At 39.9% G+C, this 19,569-nt stretch carries 22 protein-coding genes, 1 tRNA gene and 1 riboswitch; of the genes, 14 read left to right on the top strand and 9 right to left on the bottom strand.

Going from position 1 to position 19,569, the window contains the following annotated elements; translation table 11 throughout:
• Window positions 1–23 precede the first annotated feature (23 nt).
• On the bottom strand, window positions 24–1,109 hold the full coding sequence (metX, locus tag KO561_RS14930) for a homoserine O-acetyltransferase MetX (protein ID WP_231094066.1): 1,086 nt from the start codon (window positions 1,107–1,109) through the stop codon (window positions 24–26).
• A 174-nt stretch (window positions 1,110–1,283) separates the two neighbouring features.
• Window positions 1,284–1,393: riboswitch (SAM riboswitch) on the bottom strand.
• A gap of 216 nt (window positions 1,394–1,609) precedes the next feature.
• Here metX and KO561_RS14935 point away from each other — a divergent pair.
• The 4 genes from KO561_RS14935 to KO561_RS14950 all read left to right on the top strand — a co-directional run bounded on the left by KO561_RS14935 (window position 1,610) and on the right by KO561_RS14950 (window position 3,519).
• Window positions 1,610–2,248, top strand: a complete 639-nt coding sequence (locus KO561_RS14935; protein WP_231094067.1) for a protein kinase family protein — start codon at window positions 1,610–1,612, stop codon at window positions 2,246–2,248.
• 74 nt (window positions 2,249–2,322) lie between these two features.
• Window positions 2,323–2,733 (top strand): hypothetical protein, encoded by a 411-nt coding sequence (locus tag KO561_RS14940; RefSeq protein WP_231094068.1) that lies wholly within the window; start codon window positions 2,323–2,325, stop codon window positions 2,731–2,733.
• A gap of 10 nt (window positions 2,734–2,743) precedes the next feature.
• A complete protein-coding gene (locus KO561_RS14945; RefSeq protein ID WP_231094069.1) occupies window positions 2,744–2,980 on the top strand; it encodes a hypothetical protein in 237 nt (78 codons plus the stop codon).
• Window positions 2,981–3,045: 65 nt separating this feature from the next.
• A complete protein-coding gene (locus tag KO561_RS14950; protein ID WP_231094070.1) occupies window positions 3,046–3,519 on the top strand; it encodes a MarR family winged helix-turn-helix transcriptional regulator in 474 nt (157 codons plus the stop codon).
• Between the two features lie 39 nt (window positions 3,520–3,558).
• Here the strand turns inward: KO561_RS14950 and KO561_RS14955 are convergent, their stop codons facing one another.
• Both KO561_RS14955 and KO561_RS14960 read right to left on the bottom strand, forming a co-directional pair.
• A complete protein-coding gene (locus KO561_RS14955) occupies window positions 3,559–4,413 on the bottom strand; it encodes an AraC family transcriptional regulator (protein WP_231094071.1) in 855 nt (284 codons plus the stop codon).
• A 100-nt stretch (window positions 4,414–4,513) separates the two neighbouring features.
• The gene (locus KO561_RS14960) at window positions 4,514–4,942 is read right to left on the bottom strand and encodes a hypothetical protein (RefSeq protein ID WP_231094072.1); all 429 of its coding nucleotides are present in this window, start codon (window positions 4,940–4,942) and stop codon (window positions 4,514–4,516) included.
• Window positions 4,943–5,110: 168 nt separating this feature from the next.
• Here KO561_RS14960 and KO561_RS14965 point away from each other — a divergent pair, with 168 nt between their 5' ends.
• Window positions 5,111–5,623, top strand: a complete 513-nt coding sequence (locus KO561_RS14965) for a CBO0543 family protein (protein ID WP_231094073.1) — start codon at window positions 5,111–5,113, stop codon at window positions 5,621–5,623.
• 168 nt (window positions 5,624–5,791) lie between these two features.
• On the opposite strand, the gene KO561_RS14970 is transcribed toward KO561_RS14965, so the two are convergent.
• Window positions 5,792–5,864: transfer RNA gene (locus tag KO561_RS14970), tRNA-Arg, on the bottom strand.
• A 200-nt stretch (window positions 5,865–6,064) separates the two neighbouring features.
• Between KO561_RS14970 and KO561_RS14975 the strand changes: the two genes are divergently transcribed.
• The 9 genes from KO561_RS14975 (at window position 6,065) to clpP (ending at window position 15,571) form a co-directional block, all read left to right on the top strand.
• Window positions 6,065–7,063, top strand: coding sequence for an ABC transporter ATP-binding protein (locus KO561_RS14975; RefSeq protein ID WP_231094074.1), 999 nt, complete (start codon window positions 6,065–6,067; stop codon window positions 7,061–7,063).
• Window positions 7,060–8,046, top strand: a complete 987-nt coding sequence (locus KO561_RS14980) for an ABC transporter ATP-binding protein (protein WP_231094075.1) — start codon at window positions 7,060–7,062, stop codon at window positions 8,044–8,046. The genes KO561_RS14975 and KO561_RS14980 overlap by 4 nt, the downstream gene beginning before the upstream one ends.
• 404 nt (window positions 8,047–8,450) lie before the next feature.
• Window positions 8,451–10,067 carry an ABC transporter substrate-binding protein gene (locus KO561_RS14985; protein WP_231094076.1) on the top strand — a complete coding sequence of 539 codons (1,617 nt, stop codon included), beginning with the start codon at window positions 8,451–8,453 and terminating at the stop codon, window positions 10,065–10,067.
• 84 nt (window positions 10,068–10,151) lie between these two features.
• On the top strand, window positions 10,152–11,156 hold the full coding sequence (locus KO561_RS14990; protein ID WP_231094077.1) for an ABC transporter permease: 1,005 nt from the start codon (window positions 10,152–10,154) through the stop codon (window positions 11,154–11,156).
• Between the two features lie 25 nt (window positions 11,157–11,181).
• A complete protein-coding gene (gene nikC / locus KO561_RS14995; RefSeq protein WP_408004877.1) occupies window positions 11,182–12,087 on the top strand; it encodes a nickel transporter permease in 906 nt (301 codons plus the stop codon).
• A gap of 104 nt (window positions 12,088–12,191) precedes the next feature.
• Complete coding sequence (locus tag KO561_RS15000) at window positions 12,192–12,782, top strand: DUF6305 family protein (protein WP_231094079.1); 591 nt, start codon at window positions 12,192–12,194, stop codon at window positions 12,780–12,782.
• Between the two features lie 57 nt (window positions 12,783–12,839).
• A complete protein-coding gene (locus KO561_RS15005) occupies window positions 12,840–14,180 on the top strand; it encodes a sensor histidine kinase (protein ID WP_231094080.1) in 1,341 nt (446 codons plus the stop codon).
• Window positions 14,158–14,760 (top strand): response regulator, encoded by a 603-nt coding sequence (locus KO561_RS15010; protein WP_231094081.1) that lies wholly within the window; start codon window positions 14,158–14,160, stop codon window positions 14,758–14,760. Before KO561_RS15005 ends, KO561_RS15010 begins: the two co-directional genes overlap by 23 nt.
• 223 nt (window positions 14,761–14,983) lie before the next feature.
• A complete protein-coding gene (gene clpP / locus KO561_RS15015; RefSeq protein ID WP_231094082.1) occupies window positions 14,984–15,571 on the top strand; it encodes an ATP-dependent Clp endopeptidase proteolytic subunit ClpP in 588 nt (195 codons plus the stop codon).
• A 44-nt stretch (window positions 15,572–15,615) separates the two neighbouring features.
• On the opposite strand, the gene KO561_RS15020 is transcribed toward clpP, so the two are convergent.
• The 5 genes from KO561_RS15020 to KO561_RS15040 all read right to left on the bottom strand — a co-directional run bounded on the left by KO561_RS15020 (window position 15,616) and on the right by KO561_RS15040 (window position 19,330).
• Window positions 15,616–15,873, bottom strand: a complete 258-nt coding sequence (locus KO561_RS15020; RefSeq protein ID WP_231094083.1) for an HPr family phosphocarrier protein — start codon at window positions 15,871–15,873, stop codon at window positions 15,616–15,618.
• Between the two features lie 145 nt (window positions 15,874–16,018).
• Entirely contained in the window at window positions 16,019–16,966 is a 948-nt protein-coding gene (whiA, locus tag KO561_RS15025) for a DNA-binding protein WhiA (RefSeq protein ID WP_231094084.1), read from the bottom strand.
• 36 nt (window positions 16,967–17,002) lie between these two features.
• On the bottom strand, window positions 17,003–17,959 hold the full coding sequence (locus tag KO561_RS15030) for a gluconeogenesis factor YvcK family protein (protein ID WP_231094085.1): 957 nt from the start codon (window positions 17,957–17,959) through the stop codon (window positions 17,003–17,005).
• Between the two features lie 3 nt (window positions 17,960–17,962).
• The gene (rapZ, locus tag KO561_RS15035) at window positions 17,963–18,847 is read right to left on the bottom strand and encodes an RNase adapter RapZ (protein ID WP_231094086.1); all 885 of its coding nucleotides are present in this window, start codon (window positions 18,845–18,847) and stop codon (window positions 17,963–17,965) included.
• A gap of 18 nt (window positions 18,848–18,865) precedes the next feature.
• Window positions 18,866–19,330, bottom strand: a complete 465-nt coding sequence (locus KO561_RS15040; RefSeq protein WP_231094087.1) for an 8-oxo-dGTP diphosphatase — start codon at window positions 19,328–19,330, stop codon at window positions 18,866–18,868.
• Between the last annotated feature and the right edge of the window lie 239 nt (window positions 19,331–19,569).

The following is a 19,569-nucleotide window of genomic DNA, read 5'->3' on the forward strand; positions in this document are numbered from 1 at the left end:
TTTAGTTTTCAAATAATACTTTTTTATAATTCTAGTTTTCCTTCTAGCAAATGTCCCCATTTTTCAAATTCAACCAGAAAACCATCGTGTCCAAATCTTGTTTCGACTTTATGGAAGTCTGCTGGATGACCGGATTTTTGAAGTGAATCAATAAAGCTTTCCAAATCTTTGGTCGGAAAAAGAAGATCCCCTTCATACCCTATCGCATAAACAGGTGCTTTAATTTGAGTGATTGCTTCTTCGATTCCATTTCTTCCTCTTCCTAAGTCATGTGTATCCATTGCTTTCAAAAGGTACAAGTAGCTGTTCGCATCAAAACGCTTCGTAAGCTTTTTACCTTGGTAATCCAGATACGATTCTATTTCATAGGCGATTTCTTGATGCGTAACACCGACAGGACCTCGTTGTTCACGACCAAAACGTTCATTGAATAAATCACCAGATCGATACGTAATCATCCCTACCATTCTTGCCAAGCTTAGTCCATGCTCTGGAATCGCATCTTGCGAGTAGTTTCCATTGTTCCATTTTGGATCTTGAAAGATAGCAAGCCTCGCAATGTTATTAAAAGCTATCGCATAGTCACTTAAATATGGTGTAACTGCTAAAGGAAGAAGCATATCCATAAAGTCTGGATACAAGACACCCCATTCCAATACTTGCATTCCACCTAAAGAGCCCCCTAACACCGCTCGCATGTGTGCAACCCCTAGTATATCCAAAGCTTTCTTTTGTGCAAACACCATATCTCGAACCGTAACAAATGGGAAATCCGTTTGATACGGCTTGCCTGTTTTTGGATTGATACTTAAAGGACCAGTAGAGCCATTACACCCTCCTAATACATTAAATGAGAGCGTCTGATATTTTTTAAGATCTACATGACCAGATTCTTTTACAAGTCCAGACCAGTATCCTGGGTTCTCTTTGTCCCCAACTGCCTCATGACTTCCCGTCAATGCGTGGCATATTAAAATAACAGGTGCATTTTTCGGTCCTGCTTTTTCATAGACAAGTTCCACGTCTGGTAGGATAGTTCCTGATTCTAAAGGAAGATCCCCTATTGATATTGTCCCCGTTTCCCTTGATTCGGCTACTTTCACCTTCATAGGAAACACGACCACCTTTCCCCAGCTAAATTTTATCTATCTAATGAAGTAAAGTACTAAATTAAAAGGACTTACTGACCAGATGTATGCAGCAACATCGTAGCTTATGTCGGAAAATAAATATTAAAAAAACCTCTCTAGAAGATTAGAGAGGTTCAACATTTGTCGTTTCACTCCTTATCTTCCAAGCAATTTTGCTTAGCAGGAATTGGCACCTTTTTAAGCCGTTGCTTAAAGGTTGCCGGGTTTCATCGGGCCAGTCCCTCCACCTCTCTGGATAAGAAAAATATTCATATTTTCATGAATAAATTGGTATATTCGATTAACAAGAAGTTTAGCATGCTAACTAATGAGTGTCAACAATATTTACGCCTAAATATTTGGAATGTTCCTTCGTATTCATGAATAACTTTTTTGACTATGAGAAGGAATCCGCGTATATTCAGTATAACAATAGAAACATGTTGTTTTACTTTCATTACGTGGAAAGGAGAATTTCCATGGCTACCTATAAACAACTTGCTAATAGTATTCAATTTTCAATAGAGGATGACGTAGTTCGGGTTGTGTCTCATGATCCAACATTGACCCATATTGGAAGTGGTAGGAGTGCTGCTGTTTTTCAGTTGGAAAACAAGTCCTTGGCCCTAAAAGTTTTTTATCCTACTTTTTCTCATCTTGCGTCAGAAGAAGCAGATATATACAACATGTTAGAAGGAATTCCATACTATCCATCCTTAGCCGACTATGGAACTAACTATATTGTGATGGATTATATCGAAGGAAAAACGTTTTTCCAATGCTTATCCGCTGGGATTCATGTTCCAATAGAAGCTATCCAAAGCGTGGATGACGCTTTGGAATTAGCAAAGGAAAGAGGATTAAACCCATCCGATATTCACTTGCGTAACATCATCCTTACCTCTGAGTACGAGGTCAAAATCATTGATGTGGCCCGGTTTAGACAAAAAAAGGAATGCACTCAATGGCATGATCTAAAGACAGCTTATTTCAACTTCTATTCGAAACCATTCTTCCCGAAACGCCTATCTGAGCAGAATTTGAATCGAATTGCAAAACTTTACAAGAACAAACTTATCCCAGTCCCTCATAAAATCCGATATAAAAAAGCAAAGTAGAGAGGAGAACTTCTTTTTTCCTCTCTCTTTTCATGTTGACCCATAATGCTATACTTTAATTGGAGGTGATTCAAATGAAGGATTTTATTCTTATGATTGCGGCTTTTGTAAATGGCATTCATGATTTTATACTTGATACGGTCGGACTTCATTTAACAGATAAAGCATTACATTTTTGGATTCTTGGTTTTATTGGAATCGTAACTTTTTTTATCGTTCTTTCCGTCTTCACATTACTTTCTAAGCTTAAGTTTAGCATTACAATTCTTTCTTTTGTCTACACCTTTACGATTATGATCGTCCTAGTATTCGCAATCGAATTGCAGCAAGCCATTACGAATCGAGGAAATATGGAATTTGCAGATGCAGTTATAGGGCTTTGGGGATTTGTTGCTTTTTTCCTTGTTTATACAGTGTTAGCCCTAATCATTCTCGGAATAGTTCGTTTGATAAAAGGAAAAAAACGAAAAACACTATTTTATTAAGAGGTGTCCAATGACTGAAAAAGAAACACAAGGTTCCAAAAAAGTTGGTTTACAAGGTCTACACACCTTAGTAGCCATTTCATTATTGCTCGTTGCCGCGTTGAATCCAGCTATTTCTTTTGTTGTTTTTATTGCGGTCTTTTTCTTTTACCTTGCTCTTATTAATCTTTTACAGAAAAAAATAAAATTAGGATTAGTGCTTATCGCCCTTTCTATATGTGTCTATTTCTTGAAAAACTACATCTAAATGTCTAGTATTTACCGAATTTTTCCTATAATATAGAACATATAGCCTATGTTGGAGGATATTTTATGAATAACGGAGAAGTTCATCAATTTTTAAATTTATTTCGTGGCGCTTACAAAGTCATTGAACATGACTGGCAGACAGCTGCACAAGAAGAAGGAATAACGATTGCAGAGCAGCATATCATATGGATCTTACATCTCGAAAAAGAGATTTCCACTACCAGAATTGCAGAGCTTGGGCTTTGGAAGCTAACGACGGTCATGCAGGTCATTAAAAGAATGCAGCAAAAAGGCCTCGTACATACTTCGAAAAATCCTGCAGATAAACGAATATCTTTCCTTTCTCTAACGGAAAAAGGGGAAGGTATTTGGAAAAGATCACAGGAACACGAATTGTCATTCGTAAACTTTCTAGCCAAGTATGAAAAGGAGAGCGAGTCTCTTGCCCCTTTGCTTGAATTTCTGAGGTCTATTAATGCAACGTTTCACGGCGATGAATTTGTCCATTGGGTGGAGGAAACATCGAAAGAGAACTAAAAGAAAAGTGGATTTCGAAAATGAAATCCACTTCCTCTTTTATTTGATTGGTATCCAAATCTCCGAATAAAGATCTGGACTAAACGGATCATCGTCCGAATACACTTCTAGTTCCGGAGTCCCTGCATGCTGATAGCCACTGGAAGGAAACCACTCGGAATAGATTTGCTTCCATACATTTTGCATCGAATCCGGCATCGGTCCATGCACTTCAAAAATCGCCCACTTCGATTTCGGTACTTCCAAACTTTCAAACTCTTCTGGAACATCCCCTTCATGTGCTGCTGCAATCCAATATTCTACCGATTTCGATTCCTGATGATCCGCACACACTCCAAGTACTCCCTTAACAGGACCATTATTTAAGGAGAATAAAACTTGATCGGTGCCCTGTCCATTAATTTCGTCCCACATTTTCGGGATTTCACGGTTGTTTTCTTCATTTTCGATGGAAAATCTTCTTCTTATTCCGACAATCTGAAATGCTTCCTGCTCCACAATCCTGTATTGCATAGGATCTACTCCCTTCAGACTCACCTGAATGACCAGGCGGTTATAAGATTGTAGCTTTCCCGAATACTTTCGTGCCTCACTAGGAGATAAGTCGTGCTGTCTACGGAAAGCCTTCGTAAAAGCCTCCGGAGTGTCATAGCCATATTTGTAGGCGATATCAATTACTTTCACATCCGACTTTGTCAGTTCATGAGCAGCAAGAGTTAGTCGGCGCCGTCTCACATAATCCCCTACTGTACTATCAGTCAAAATCGAAAATGCGCGTTGAAATTGATACATGGAAGCATTTGCTTCTTTGGCAATTTGCTCGATCGTAATATCTTCTAACAAATGCTCTTCGATAAAATCAATTGCTTTTTGTAATGAATCCACCCAACTCATCTATGACTCCCTCCTTATCTCCATAGTAAAAGTTTGTGTAATCGAATTCCTGTCCGTTTGTGCTCAATTGTGTCAGGTTTTTATGAATGGTAGAATTGTCTTAATTTCCGTTTAATTCTTTATAGGCTATTACTTTTAATGCAAGTAATTCTTCTTCTGTTAATGTTTCTCCTACTTTATTTAGAATTTCTTGTTTTTCTTCCGTGGTTATACCATCTGAAACTTTTGCTTGGATATCTTGCACTTCACTTATTCCCATTTTTTTAATGATCGTTTTTGTTGCTTCTTCTTTTGTTGTGAATGGCAAGGTACTCGGATCAACATTTTCCGCTCCTTCCAAAAAAGATTGCAGCTGAGGATCCTGCTCAATTTGTTGCTTTATCGCGTCTAATTCGCCACTGCTTTCCAACTCTGCTGAAACATAATCCACCATTTTATCCGAAGCATACTTCACACCGAAGTGATATGCACCAAATCCAAGAGCAACAAGTATGACGACGATTACTAGTAATATTTTAAACAGTTTCATTTTGAATCTTCCTTTCTATAATGCCTACTTTATGTCATTTTTTTTCTTAATCATACACTAGATTCACATACATTGAATAGAGGATCGAACTTACCCTTTTGTAGTTATGGATGTTTTAAACGTACTACACTTGGAAATTCTATAGGTATTATAAGGGTGAGGTGTATCATGTATCTTGTGCTAGTTGTCGTTGTCTATATACTATTTGCTATTTATTTTGTAGATTGGAAAAACTGGAAAGACTACTATCCTACTATTCAGTACTTTCTTATTTGTAATCTACTTTACAATTTCATTTTTTATAATCACACACTTTGGAGATATAAAGCCGTTACCGTGGAATGGCTAAACCACACATTAATTGAACTTACCTTCTCCTTTGTGATCGTGCCTGTCGTGATTATGATTTATTTACGATACTATCCCAAGGGAAAGAAGCAATTCATTTATCTTGCCATATGGATTGCTTACTTTACGGTTATAGAATATCTCTTTTTTAAAAAAGGGCTGTTTGTTTATGAGAATGGTTGGAATCCTTTTTGGTCTGGAGTTTTTAATGCGATTCTTTTTTCTGTCCTTCGCATTCATCATAAGAACTACCTACTCGCTTTTATCGTCTCGATTCCAATCGTCGCTATTTTATTATTTTTGTTTCACCCTACCTTAGAAGAACTCAAATAACAGGCAGGTGGAGAAATGCCAGAGGAAACCATATCAACACCTATTTTTCTCATTCTATTAATGACTATATATGTTTGTATGGCTATTTATCTTCGGAGAAAGAAGTAGTATGGCTATGTATCAAAAAAGACAAGGGCATCACGTTCACCCTTGTCTTTTCTTATTTAGCGCGCCCGGAGGGATTCGAACCCCCGACACATGGTACCGGAAACCATTGCTCTATCCCCTGAGCTACGGGCGCCTGTCTTCTACATTTTTTGTGACAAGGAGTATTATACCTCATTGTTCCACGCAATTCAATCTAATCCATTCAACTAGAATCTATCGGTCTTTTATCCTTATTTTTGAGAAAAATGAGAAAAATACCAAAAATCAAATATCCCCCTGTATAATCATCGTTAATTCAGAAAAGTAAGAAATTTACCAACGAGGAGGACAGACATGAATGAACAGTCTCCTATATTAAGCGTACAAAATCTGCGAACGCACTTTTTTACGAAGACTGGTGTTGTAAAAGCGGTAGATGGCGTAGATTTTAGTGTCAAGCCTGGAGAGACCCTTGGCATTGTTGGAGAGTCCGGATCAGGAAAAAGTATGACCGCCATGTCCGTCATGCGTCTTATTCCCTCTCCCCCAGGAGAAATCGTCGATGGCGAGATTTACTTTGAAGGGGAAAATCTACTGTACAAAACCGAAAAGCAAATGCGGAGGATTCGTGGGAAGGATATTTCCATGATCTTTCAGGATCCGATGACCTCCCTCAATCCCGTATTAACCGTCGAAAAACAATTGATTGAAACGATTCGTACTCATGAAGAGCTCAACAAAGCACAAGCAAGGGAACGAGCTGTCGAACTGTTGCAATTAGTTGGCATCCCCGAACCTAGAAATCGTCTCAAGCAATATCCCCATGAATTTAGTGGTGGGATGAGACAAAGAGTCATGATCGCGATGGCCCTGGCTTGTAACCCTAAGGTTTTAATAGCCGATGAGCCTACGACCGCATTAGATGTGACCATCCAAGCTCAGATTTTAGAGCTTCTGAACAGACTCCAAAAGGAATTGGGAATGGCCATTATTATGATTACTCACGATTTAGGAGTTGTCGCGGAGGTTTGTGACCGAGTCTTAGTTATGTATGGCGGAAAGCCTGTCGAGTACACGACGACGAAAGAGCTTTTTAAAGATCCTAAACATCCATATACGTGGGGACTTCTTAGCTCTATTCCACGAATCATGGACAAAAAGGAGAAGCTAGAAACAATTGATGGCTTACCTCCTGATTTAGCGAATTTACCGCAAGGATGTAGTTTCGCACCAAGATGTAAATATGCTTCAGAAGCATGCTTTACCCGTGATCCCGTTCTTAAGGAATATGAACCAGATCACGGTGTGAAATGCTTACTATACGAAACAGAAGAAGAGGTGAGCCCGGTTTGAGTGAACCTTTGTTAGAAGTACGAAATCTAAAAAAACATTTTCCAATCAAAAATAACAACCCTTTTCTTAAATCTACACAATCGGTAAAGGCTGTTGATGGTGTTTCTTTCACGGTAGAAAAAGGGGAAACACTCGGTCTAGTAGGAGAAAGTGGCTGTGGAAAGTCTACAACTGGTCGCTCGATACTAAAATTGTTGGAGCCGACTGAGGGCGAAGTCTTTTTTAAAGGAGAAGACATTACGTCCTTCCGAGGAGAGAAGCTACGTAAGCTTCGCCAAGAGATGCAGTTTATTTTTCAGGATCCATACGCATCCTTAAATCCTCGTAAGACAGTGGAGCAAATCATTACAGAACCAATGAAAATTTTCGGTGTTCCGAAGGTAGAACAACAACGAAAGCTGGAACGGTTATTGGATGTCGTTGGATTAAGCTCGTATCATAAGCTGCGTTATCCTCATCAGTTTAGTGGAGGTCAGCGCCAGCGGATTGGAATTGCTCGCTCGCTTGCTCTAGATCCAGAATTAATCATTTGCGATGAACCCGTATCTGCCTTAGACGTATCGATTCAAGCGCAAGTCATTAATCTCATGCAGGATTTACAAGAGGAATTTGATTTGACGTATATTTTTATCGCGCACGATTTAAGCGTGATTAATCATATCAGTGATCGAGTTGCGGTCATGTATTTAGGCGAGATCGTCGAGGTTGGTGAGGTGGATGAGCTTTATGCCAATCCGAAGCACCCTTATACACAAGCCTTGCTCTCTGCAATTCCCGAAGCAGATCCCAATGTAGAGAAGGATCGAATTATTATTCAAGGAGATTTACCTTCTCCATCTAATCCACCACAAGGGTGTAAATTCCATACAAGATGTCCTTTAGCAGAAGAACAGTGTAAGCGTACAAGACCTACTTTGAAAACGGTGTCATCAAGCGGGCAACAAGCTGCTTGTCATCTTATCAAGGAGGTGGTGGAAATCTAGCTTTTATTCTTAAAGTGCGTGTTCAAAAAGGAGGATGTAAAGGACCAAGAAGTTCGAGGCAGCGCAGCTTTGATGAGCGGACTTGCATAGGATGTGCTGACTTCTCTAGTTGTGCACAAATGTTTTCGGTGGGGCGAGTAACCGCAGTCCCAGGACATGCACGACTTTAGCAGAAGATCCCTATTCCTTTTAGATACGTGAGCAAGGCCACTTCTGCGAAGTAACTTCCTTGCTGCCTTGCACCGAGGAATTTTACTTCCTTGTAATTCTAGAAGACGCAGGTGCACTGTTTTTTGAAAAGCAAGCTAACGAAGAAAATCGCCGTGTCCTTTTTACCGGACTTTTTGAACAACCTCTTAAAAGGAAAAACACTGATTTTTATTATTTACAAGGGGGAGAAAGAATTGAAGAAACAATCACTATGGTCCTTTTTAGGGATCCTCATTGTATCACTTTTTCTCATTACAGCGTGTAGTGAGGATAGCTCTAGCAGTTCATCAGATGGCGGAAATACAGATTCTGCGGATAGTGGAGATAAGAACACGTTAGTATTTGGACGTGGAGCAGATTCTGTTCAGCTTGACCCATCCAAAGTAACAGACGGGGAATCCTTATATGTAACAAATCAAATCTACGACACGCTCGTTCGTTATAAGGAAAAAAGTACAGAAGTCCGCCCTGCTCTTGCTACAGAGTGGAAAGTAAGCGAGGACGGAAAAACCTGGACATTCCAGCTTCGTGAGGGCGTTACGTTCCACGACGGAACCGATTTTAACGCTGAGGATGTTGTCTTTAACTTCGAACGTTGGGCAACAGGCGGTGAGTACGCCTACTATGGCTACATGTTTGGTGCAACCGAAGATAACCCTGCAGGAATCATTGAAAAGGTGGAAGCAACTGGTGACTATGAAGTAACCTTTACGCTTTCCCAACCAAACGCCCCGTTCATTTATACATTAGCAATGCCGCCATTTGGCATCGCCAGTCCAGAAGCAATCGAAAAGCATGGAGAAGACTACTTTAAGAACCCAGTTGGAACAGGACCATTCGTATTTGAAGAATGGGTAAAAGATGATAGCATCACCCTTTCCCAAAATCCAGACTACTATGGCGAGAAAGCAAAAGTAGATGAAGTTATTTTCCGCGTTATCCCAGATAACGCTGCTCGATTCATGGAATTACAATCCGGTTCTATCGATGTGATGAACGGATTAAATCCACAAGATATTGAACAAGTAGAAGGCTCAGAAGATCTACAAATCATCCGCCGTCCTTCCATGAATGTCAGTTATATGGCGATGAATATGGAAAAAGGACCTTTGAAGGAAAAGAAAGTTCGCCAAGCTATTAACCTAGCCATTGATAAGAAAAAACTTATTACCCTATACGAAGGCATAGGAAAACCAGCGAAAAATCCACTTCCACCGTCTGTTTGGGGTTACAACGACGAAATTGAGGACTACGGCTATGATGTAGAAAAAGCCAAAACTCTTTTAGCTGAGGCTGGATTTCCAGATGGATTTGACATTACCTTGGATATCATGGCGAACCCAAGACCGTATATGCCACAACCAAAAATGACGGCACAAGTTATTCAGCAAATGTTAAAAGAAGTAGGCATCAATGTAAAAATTACTGAAAATGATTGGGATACCCATCTTTCCAAGACTGAAAATGGGGAACACGAAATGGCTCTAATGGGCTGGATCGGAGATAATGGGGACCCTGATAACTTCCTTTATGTCCTATTAGATAAAGACAATGCGAAAAAAGGCTCTGCTGGAAACTACGCGTTCTATAAGAGTGATGAATTACACGATATTTTAATCGAAGCACAAACAACAATGGATAAAGAAAAACGTACAGAGCTTTACATGCAAGCACAAGAAATCATTCATGAAGACGCTCCATGGGTACCAATTGCTCATACAACACCGCCGCTTGCAGCGAACAAAAACGTAACGGGCTATCAGCCACATCCTACGGGAAGTGAACCATTCAACTTCTTGGACATCAAATAAAAACAAGGGAATGGATGAAGACCGGCTACTTGCCGGTCTCTCTTCCCCCTTGTTTCAATCCTTTGTGCAAAGGAGGAGTACAACTTGCTTACTTATATCATTCGACGCATTCTTTTACTTATTCCTGTTTTATTAGGCGTATCCATTCTCGCCTTTTCTTTACTTTTCCTCATCCCTGGTGACCCAGCCCAAAGCTTGTTAGGTCAAAAAGGAACGGAAGTACAACTGGAACAGCTTCGAGAGGAAATGGGCTTAGACGACCCTTTCCTCGTTCAGTATGGAAGATATATCGGAAATGTTCTTCAAGGAGATCTTGGGGAATCGGTGAAATCGAAAGAGGAAGTCAGTGTAGAGATTGCATCACGATTACCAGCCACCATAGAACTCACGATATTTGCAATGACGATTGCGATTGTCATTGGTGTATTAGCTGGAGTTATCGCCGCGGTAAAGCAATACTCGTGGTTTGACAATCTGAGTATGACAGGTGCACTGTTTGGCGTCTCCTTACCCATCTTTTTCCTCGGTCTTATGATGATTTGGATTTTTTCCGTTCAGCTCGATATTCTTCCGGCATCGGGACGGCTATCGAATAACACGGAACTGGAAAGCATCACAAATTTTTTCTTATTAGACAGCATCCTAACGGGAAATTGGGCTGCATTTAAAGATGCCTTTATCCACCTGTTAATGCCAGGGGTTGCTCTTGGGACAATACCGATGGCCATTATCGCACGGATGACACGATCTAGTATGCTCGAAGTTATGAAACAGGATTATATTCGAACAGCAAACGCCAAAGGTTTAGCTAAGCCTATTGTTATTTTTAGACATGCTATCAAAAATGCATTCTTACCTGTCTTGACGGTGATCGGTCTCCAATTCGGCTTACTTTTAGGTGGGGCTGTATTAACAGAAACCATCTTTTCCTGGCCTGGTATTGGAAGATATGTATTAAATGGTGTACTCGGAAGAGATTATCCGGTTGTACAAAGTTCCATCTTACTCATTGCGACAATCTTCGTTATCGTCAACTTAATTACAGACATTTTATACAAATACTTTGACCCGAGAATCTCCTATGACTAGGAGTAGCTTCTAAAGAAAGGATGTGATCAGATTGTCCACCGAAACAAATCTATCTCCACAGGTAACTCCGCAAAGTGTACCTGCAAAAACACCAAATATTTGGGTGGAAGCTCTCATACGACTTGTTAAAAGTAAAACGTCATTGATTGGCCTTACAATCATTTCTCTTTTGATTGTGATAGCAATCTTCGCTCCTTTAGTCGCAACCCATAGTCCGATTGAACAAGACATGATCAATCGTTACCAAGCGCCTTCTGGGGAACACTGGCTAGGGACCGATGCTTTAGGGAGAGATATTTTCAGCCGAATTGTTTATGGAACAAGAATTTCTATCCAAGTTGGCCTTATAGCCGTTGGAATATCTGCCATTGTAGGAATCCTACTCGGTGGTATTGCTGGCTATTTTGGTAAATGGCCTGATTTAATTATTATGCGTTTTATAGATATTATGATGGCTTTCCCTAGTATTCTATTAGCTATCGCTATGGTTGCTGTATTAGGAGCCAATTTAACAAATACGATGATAGCCGTTGGGATTGTCGGGATTCCTCAGTTTGCTCGTATTGTAAGATCGACCGTTCTATCGGTAAAAGAAACGGAATATATTGAAGCTGCTCGGGCCATTGGAGCAAAGAATAATAGAATCCTATTCTCTCATGTCCTACCGAATTGTTTAGCACCTATTATCGTGCAAGCCACGTTAAGTGTTGGGACGGCTATTTTAGATGCCGCCGGCTTAAGCTTCCTTGGCTTAGGGGCACAGCCACCTACTCCAGAATGGGGTGCTATGCTTAGTGACGGTCGAGCTGCCTTACAATCCGCTCCTTGGGTTATCATGTTTCCAGGTTTAGCAATCTTCCTTGTTGTGTTAGGTTTTAATTTATTTGGGGATGGCCTACGAGATGCCTTGGACCCAAAGCTAAAACAATAATATCTATAATCATGAACATGGGAGGCAATGAATTTGATCATTTGCCTTCTATTTTTTTGGATAGGAGAATATAGATTACTAATGATGTTGGTGGTGATTGGATCATGAGAGCATTAAAGCCTATTTTAACCTTATTATTTCTTTCTATCGTATTCATTTGGGTGCCTTTTCCACCCCAACCTCAACTTGTGCTAAACACATATCCCAATCTACCAGCCCCAATAGGGCAGGAGAAAGTACTCATCACATCTGCTGGACAAGCCATCGAGGGTAAAATGATAGAAAAGATAGCAGAAGACATCCACCTTGAAAATGACTATCGTCCTAGGGCTCTTGCCTCTGACTTGTACGACTATGAAACCATTATCATAGATATAGGCTACAGCAGTAATGCGCTACACATGAAAAACAAAGAATTAGCCGAGGAAAAAGCACGGATAGAGAATCTTCTAAAGGAAGCAAAAGCTACTAATAAACCCATTATTATGACCTATGTATCCAGTGACTATCGCACAGATCAGCAAACCGAAGAACTATTACAAGTAGCGATTCCCTATGCCTCCTATTTTATTGGAGTAAGAGATCCATATCTTCCTCAGCATTTAATTACAGTTATAGAAGAAAAAGATATCCCAGTGACGTTTGTAAATCAACTAGATGATTTAGCGACTCCCATTAATGCAGCATTTCGATAACGTTAGGATGAGAAGCTTATGCGCTCTACTCCGAGAAATTTACCAGGAATTGTAGGAATGATTGTGATCCTTTACGGATTGTTCTTCCCTTATTCATCAGGTGGATGGGGATTTCAAATACTGGAACGAATCAATAATAGCCTCATGAATATGGACAGTGGACGTTTACTATTATCCGCTTTCTCCTACGTATGTCGAAGCTCCATCACCTTTATATTCGTCTACATTGGTGCAATTCTAGCAGCGACTCAGATGACGAGATTATGGAATAAATGTCGGTTTTCGTATGCCTTTATTTTTTTAACACTAGCACAGGTGATTAGTCTGAATATCCTATATAAGGAGCATTACGCTTATGTCCCACATTTCCTTGCTTTAGCCCTGCTTTTACTTTATCGAGTGTATATTCCAAGACAGAAATATTTTTACTTATCTTTTTCTGTGCTGACGACCTTTACGATTATTGCATTCCAATGCCTAAATCTTATAAATGGTCTGACAACATTTCACTTTGGTACGGATGATCTAGCGATTTCCTTGAAGCTAACGGATCGCTTTTTATCACAAAATGAGCTATTGACAACCCTTTTCCTGGCCTTATTCATGGTCATGGTAATTATCTCGATCATTTACACGATATTGATAAGTCTCTACAATAAGCAGCTAACAACCTTCAAACAATATCAAAAACAAGAATTAGAATTAAAAAGGACGCGCTTCGCTCTTATTGAATCGAAAGTTTATCAAGAAATTCATTCGCTCGTTCATGATTTAAAAACACCTTTGGTTTCCGTCGAAGGGCTTCTTTCGCTTATCCAGATGAAATATCCATATGAAAAGGATCCGAAGCTTAAAGATTACTTAGACCGAGTCGACGGTTCTATTCAAAAAATGAGTGATATGATATCGGAGATTTTATATGAAGACATCAAACGAAATATTTCTGTAAGTGAATTGATGAATTATGTCACGAGCCACCTTGCGCTTGATGAACAACTGATTGATATGAATATAGAATTGGAATCAGACTTACCTCCTATTCGAGTAAACAAAATACGGTTTTCAAGAGCTATATCAAACCTACTTGAAAATTCAATCGTGTCCTTTCAAGGAAAAAAGGGGAAAATTCGAATAACAATCTCCTCTCATTTAACCGGTGTTTTATTTGAAATATGGGATAACGGTTCCGGAATTAATCAACAGGATCTACAAACGATTTGGGAAGAAGGCTTTAGTACGAAAGATTCTACAGGATTGGGATTGACATTCGTCAAGCGTGTCGTTGATCATCACGATGGAAGTATAGCCGTATCCAGCACCTTAGGTAGTCATACGAAAATAGATATATACATACCATCACAAGGAGGGAATAGACATGATTCTAGTCGTGGAGGATAATGAAGATATCCGCTATACCATTAAGGAAATTTGTGACTTTGCAGACTGGGAGGTTGCAGAAGCTGCAACAGGTAAAAAAGGGGTTGAGCTATCGCGTCAATTAGCCCCAGAACTTATTTTAGTAGATTACCACATGCCGGAATGGGATGGCTTAAAAACAACAATGGAAATAAGAAAAATGAATCATTCTGTCCCCATCATCGTCCTAACTGTTGATGAACGACAAGAAATTGCCGATCGATTTCATCAAGCTGGAGCTACAGACTTTGCCCTTAAACCGATAAAAGCTCCTGACTTAATTTCTCGAATTCGCTTAAACTTGAAAGTAAGTAAACTGACACAAGAAGATAACGAAGTGTTTGTTGATAAAGGAATTAATACGTCCACGAGGCAGACTATTAAATCCTATCTACTGCAGCAAAACAAGCCACTTTCCATTACCGACATTGAACAAGCTTTGCCTATCTCCTACCAAACTGTGCACCGCTATTTGAACCACATGGCAGACAAAGGGGAAGTCGAAGTCATCTCGATGTACGGAACTAAGGGTCGTCCTAAAAACGCATATCGAATCATATAAGGGGTAGTTGTAACTAGATAGTCTTAAAAATCGTTCTTAAGAAAATTAAAGGGTTAAATGCCTATAATTATGGGAACGATTATTATGTAGTGAGGTCACCAAAAATGGAAATAATTACTTACATAGATAATCACTTTTGTTTGACCTTTATTGACCTTTCATATAAGATGAAATTAGGTAATGAATCAATCATGTTTAGATAGAAAAAGGAGGAACCGTTCCAATGAATTTAATTCCAACAGTCATTGAACAAACCAATCGCGGTGAACGTGCGTATGACATTTATTCTCGTCTACTGAAAGACCGCATTATTATGCTAGGTAGTGGGATTGATGATAATGTGTCAAACAGCATCGTCGCTCAATTACTTTTCTTAGCAGCCGAAGATCCGGACAAAGATATTTCCTTATACATTAACTCTCCAGGTGGTTCCATTACAGCTGGTATGGCAATCTATGATACAATGCAGTTCATCAAGCCTGATGTTTCTACAATTTGTATCGGGATGGCTGCATCCATGGGTGCTTTCTTACTAGCAGCTGGGGAAAAAGGAAAACGCTATGCCTTACCTAACAGTGAAGTAATGATTCACCAACCACTGGGTGGTACACAAGGGCAAGCATCGGATATTGAAATCCACGCACGCCGCATTATTGAAATGCGTGAAAAATTGAACACTATCCTGTCTGAGCGCACAGGTCAACCATTAGAAATTATTCAACGTGATACAGATCGTGATAATTTCATGGAAGCAAACAAAGCGCTTGAATATGGCTTAATTGACAAGGTAATGGAGAAAAAGCCAGACTAATGACTAGAAAGAGGTGTCCGACATAGGACACCTCTTTTTCATGTCTATTCTCTTTTTCCTTCAACAAAGGAAACGAGTTCCTCCATCGCTTCCGTTTCATCTGGACCTTCGATGATAAATGTTATTTCCTCCCCATATGCTATCGCCAAACTCATAAGACCCATAATACTTTTGACATTGACCTGTTTTTCATCCTTTTCGATGAAAATATCCGATGAAAAACGATTGGCCAGTTGAACAAACTGTGCCGCTGGACGTGCTTGCAATCCGGGTTCAATCGATACTTGAACCGTTTTTTCCATCCTTTTCCCCTCCTCTTCAAGAAAGCGCTATCATTTTTAGTTAGATAAAAATACTCTCTTTCAAGACATTTTCTAACTATCCTTAAAAGAGAGTATATGCGATTATAGGAGCTACGTATATCTAAAAATGTAAAAATCATATAAATTATTTTGTAATCGGTTCGCCTCTTCGCAATTTATCCGCAAATTCATCAATTTTTCGAAGTCGATGATTAATACCAGATTTACTAATCTTGCCTGTTGAAACAAGCTCACCTAGTTCCTTTAGACTTACATCTTGGTGTTCTACTCTTAATCTTGCAATTTCTTTTAATTTATCCGGTAATGCATCTAGTCCGACCGTTCTATCAATAAATCGAATATTTTCCACTTGACGAAAGGCTGCTCCAATCGTTTTGTTTAGATTAGCGGTTTCACAATTAACCAGTCGATTGACGGAGTTACGCATATCACGAACAATCCGTACATCCTCAAACTTGAGAAGGGCTTGGTGTGCACCGATATTACTAAGAAAATCAGTAATCTTTTCGGCTTCTTTAATATACGTAATGTAGCCTTTTTTTCTTTCTAGCTTACGGGCATGTAGCTGGAATGTATTTAGCAAATCACATAAAGCATCATTGTGCTCCTTATACGCATTAGAAATTTCTAAGTGGTACGAAGAGGTTTCCGGATTATTTACAGAACCCCCTGCTAGGAAAGCACCTCGTAAATATGCCCTGCTACAGCATGTTTTCTCGGTAAATGCACTAGATATCGTGCGAACCAATGTAAAAGGCTCCTGTAAAATATCTAAATCAGATAAGAAGGCCTTTACTCCCTCTTTCATTCGGACAATATACACGTTATTTTTTTTCAATTTCATCTTTTTTCGAACTAACAATTCAACCGGCAGAGAATACGCTGCTTTTATTAACGTATAAATCCTACGTGCGATTGCTGCATTTTCAGTTTGAACGTCTAACAAATAATCCTGCTTGGCCAGTGAGATAGCACCATTCATCCGGACAAGAGCTGCTAACTCTGCTTTGGCACAGCAATCCTTATTCGGAACGTTCGTTAGTTCTTTTTTTATATCGGAAGCAAACGACATCTTCTCACCCCCTGGAAAGATTTTATCCCTCTAAATCTATTTGTTTTCTAAAAGGGAGTATAAAAGGTTTGCTACTTTATTTGTATCGTGGCGAAGCATCCTTTTCGTATGATCGATAATATCTGCTTCAATCACATCAATATCCATTTCACGAAGTCGTTCTAAATCATAAATGACGGGTTCGGCATTTTCTTCGGCGTAAACCGCTCGAACGTCGCCTTCGATTTTTTCATTGTTTACAATAACAGAGTGGATACAACCAGCACCAACATGATCATGGATCGCTTTGACATGATCCGCGGCAGTATAACCGGTCGTCTCCCCTTCCTGTGTCATTACGTTACAGACGTAGACCACTTTTCCTTTCGCCTGACGCAAAGCATCACCAATTTGTGGAACGATTAGATTAGGCAATGTACTCGTAAATAAACTACCTGGCGCAATGACGACTAAGTCGGCATTACTTACAGCGGATACTGCTTCAGGAAGTGGCATCACAGGCTCTGGACTTAAAAAAACACGTTTTATTTTTTTATTCGCTAAAGGGATATTAGACTCTCCGTAAATGATTTGACCATCTTCCATTTCCGCATGCAAATACATATTTTGATTCGCAATTGGGTAGATCTTCCCTTTTACATTTAATACCCTGGATATTTCTTTGATACCGTTATAAAAATCCCCGGTCACGGAGGTCATGGCAGCTAACAGCAAATTCCCCATGGAATGCCCAGAAAGTCCATTTCCATTTTTAAAACGGTGCTGGAACAAATCTAATAGCATCGGCTCGACATCAGACAATGCAGCAATCACATTTCGAATATCACCTGGTGCTGGGATTGCCATTTCTGTACGAAGTCTACCAGAGCTGCCTCCATCATCTGCCACAGTTACGATTGCCGACAAATCGATAGGGTAGTCCTTCAACCCTCGCAGCAGAACGGGCATGCCTGTACCTCCGCCAACGACCACTACGCTTGGTTGTTTTGTCATACATTAATGTCCCTTTCTCTTCTCTATGTCCCGATGACTGACATGAGTGACATAGTTTGTGGAAAATTGTTTTGCTAAGTATTCGGCAATCGCAACAGAGCGGTGCTGTCCACCTGTACATCCGATTGCAATGACAAGCTGACTTTTCCCTTCCCTCTTATATTGCGGCAGCATAAACTGTAATAGGTCGGTCACTTTTTCTAAAAACTTTTGTGTGTCTGACCATTTGAACACATACGAGGAAACCTCCGAGTTTAAACCAGTTAATGGTCTCATATGCTCCACATAGTGCGGGTTAGGAAGAAATCGTACGTCGAACACAAGATCTGCATCGATCGGCAATCCGTATTTAAAACCAAAGGAGACCGTATGAACAGAAAAGATTTCCTGTTCATCTTCCGAGTAAAGCTCTACAATTCGATCACGCAATTCTCTTGGCTTTAAGTTCGTTGTATCTATAATCCGTTGCGCTCGGCCGCGAAGCTCATCTAAAATACGACGCTCCTGTTTAATCCCTTCTAGCGGAAGGCCATCTGGAGCTAAAGGATGCGATCTTCTCGTTTCTTTATAGCGCGAAACGAGCTTTTGATCCTTTGCATCTAAAAAAACGATATGCTCTTCCAACCAGTCTTCTTTTCCTAAGGTATCTAGTGCTTCGAATAGCGAATCAAAAAACTCTCGACCTCTTAGATCCATAACGAGTGCTACCTTTTGAATGCCGTTCGTTGCGTCCTTCATCAAATCTAAAAACTTCGGTAATAAAGCTGGAGGTAGATTGTCCACACAATAAAACCCTAAATCTTCAAAGCTTTGTACCGCGACCGTTTTCCCTGCTCCGGACATACCGGTAATAATAACTAGCTTGATTTCTTGGTTTTGGTCAGCCAATTTAAATCTCCCCTTACTTTATGGAATAGATGGGTCTAATCTATAGGATAAAAGTGAATAGTCTGGTGTATAATAAAACGTTCCATACATGATTCCATCTCGATGGATTGCATGCTCTAGAATGAGACGATCCCCATCTGCCATTGGCTTGTCTAATACTTCGCTAATCGGGATCCACTCGAGTTCCCCTTCTTCAGAATGACTCACGAGATCCTTCGTATAGTCATGTGCGGAAAAGGCAAACATCATCCATTCCATTTCTACCTGTTCTCCATCAAGGATGATATAGGTGTACACACCTGTCAGTTCAGGATCTGCCAATTCCAGACCTGTTTCTTCTCGAAACTCACGAGTCACTGCTTCCTTTACGGATTCACCGAGTTCCATTTTCCCACCAGGCATTGCATACCAACCACGTCGCGGTTTTTTTATCATTAATATATGGTCATCTTTAAGTAAAATTCCGTTTGCTGTTCTTCGCAAAAAATCACTTCTTTCAGCTACTAGTGCGTGTTCAAAAGGAAAATAAAAACCTGGACGTTTTGAACATTCTCTACAAAGCTACTTCTATTATACAATGAATATTTCGCTACCTACAATATTATGAACCAATTGGAAATGTTGCATGTCGGAAGCACTCCTTCGGGCCCAACCGATATGGATATTATTTCCATGGTTTTAAGGCAAAAAAAGACACAAGTGACAAGAAATCACTTGTGCAA

This window comes from Radiobacillus kanasensis (assembly GCF_021049245.1).
GTDB lineage: Bacteria > Bacillota > Bacilli > Bacillales > Amphibacillaceae > Radiobacillus > Radiobacillus kanasensis.

Excerpts from the sequence above, each read along its gene's own strand:
- KO561_RS15010 (WP_231094081.1), top strand. The coding sequence starts at position 14,158 with ATGATTCTAGTCGTGGAGGATAATGAAGATATCCGCTATACCATTAAG.
- KO561_RS14950 (WP_231094070.1), top strand. The coding sequence starts at position 3,046 with ATGAATAACGGAGAAGTTCATCAATTTTTAAATTTATTTCGTGGCGCT.
- metX (WP_231094066.1), bottom strand. The coding sequence starts at position 1,109 with ATGAAGGTGAAAGTAGCCGAATCAAGGGAAACGGGGACAATATCAATA.
- KO561_RS14935 (WP_231094067.1), top strand. The coding sequence starts at position 1,610 with ATGGCTACCTATAAACAACTTGCTAATAGTATTCAATTTTCAATAGAG.
- clpP (WP_231094082.1), top strand. The coding sequence starts at position 14,984 with ATGAATTTAATTCCAACAGTCATTGAACAAACCAATCGCGGTGAACGT.
- KO561_RS14940 (WP_231094068.1), top strand. The coding sequence starts at position 2,323 with ATGAAGGATTTTATTCTTATGATTGCGGCTTTTGTAAATGGCATTCAT.
- KO561_RS15020 (WP_231094083.1), bottom strand. The coding sequence starts at position 15,873 with ATGGAAAAAACGGTTCAAGTATCGATTGAACCCGGATTGCAAGCACGT.
- whiA (WP_231094084.1), bottom strand. The coding sequence starts at position 16,966 with ATGTCGTTTGCTTCCGATATAAAAAAAGAACTAACGAACGTTCCGAAT.
- KO561_RS15005 (WP_231094080.1), top strand. The coding sequence starts at position 12,840 with ATGATTGTGATCCTTTACGGATTGTTCTTCCCTTATTCATCAGGTGGA.
- KO561_RS14965 (WP_231094073.1), top strand. The coding sequence starts at position 5,111 with ATGTATCTTGTGCTAGTTGTCGTTGTCTATATACTATTTGCTATTTAT.
- KO561_RS15030 (WP_231094085.1), bottom strand. The coding sequence starts at position 17,959 with ATGACAAAACAACCAAGCGTAGTGGTCGTTGGCGGAGGTACAGGCATG.
- KO561_RS14960 (WP_231094072.1), bottom strand. The coding sequence starts at position 4,942 with ATGAAACTGTTTAAAATATTACTAGTAATCGTCGTCATACTTGTTGCT.
- KO561_RS14955 (WP_231094071.1), bottom strand. The coding sequence starts at position 4,413 with ATGAGTTGGGTGGATTCATTACAAAAAGCAATTGATTTTATCGAAGAG.
- KO561_RS14945 (WP_231094069.1), top strand. The coding sequence starts at position 2,744 with ATGACTGAAAAAGAAACACAAGGTTCCAAAAAAGTTGGTTTACAAGGT.
- KO561_RS15000 (WP_231094079.1), top strand. The coding sequence starts at position 12,192 with ATGAGAGCATTAAAGCCTATTTTAACCTTATTATTTCTTTCTATCGTA.
- KO561_RS14975 (WP_231094074.1), top strand. The coding sequence starts at position 6,065 with ATGAATGAACAGTCTCCTATATTAAGCGTACAAAATCTGCGAACGCAC.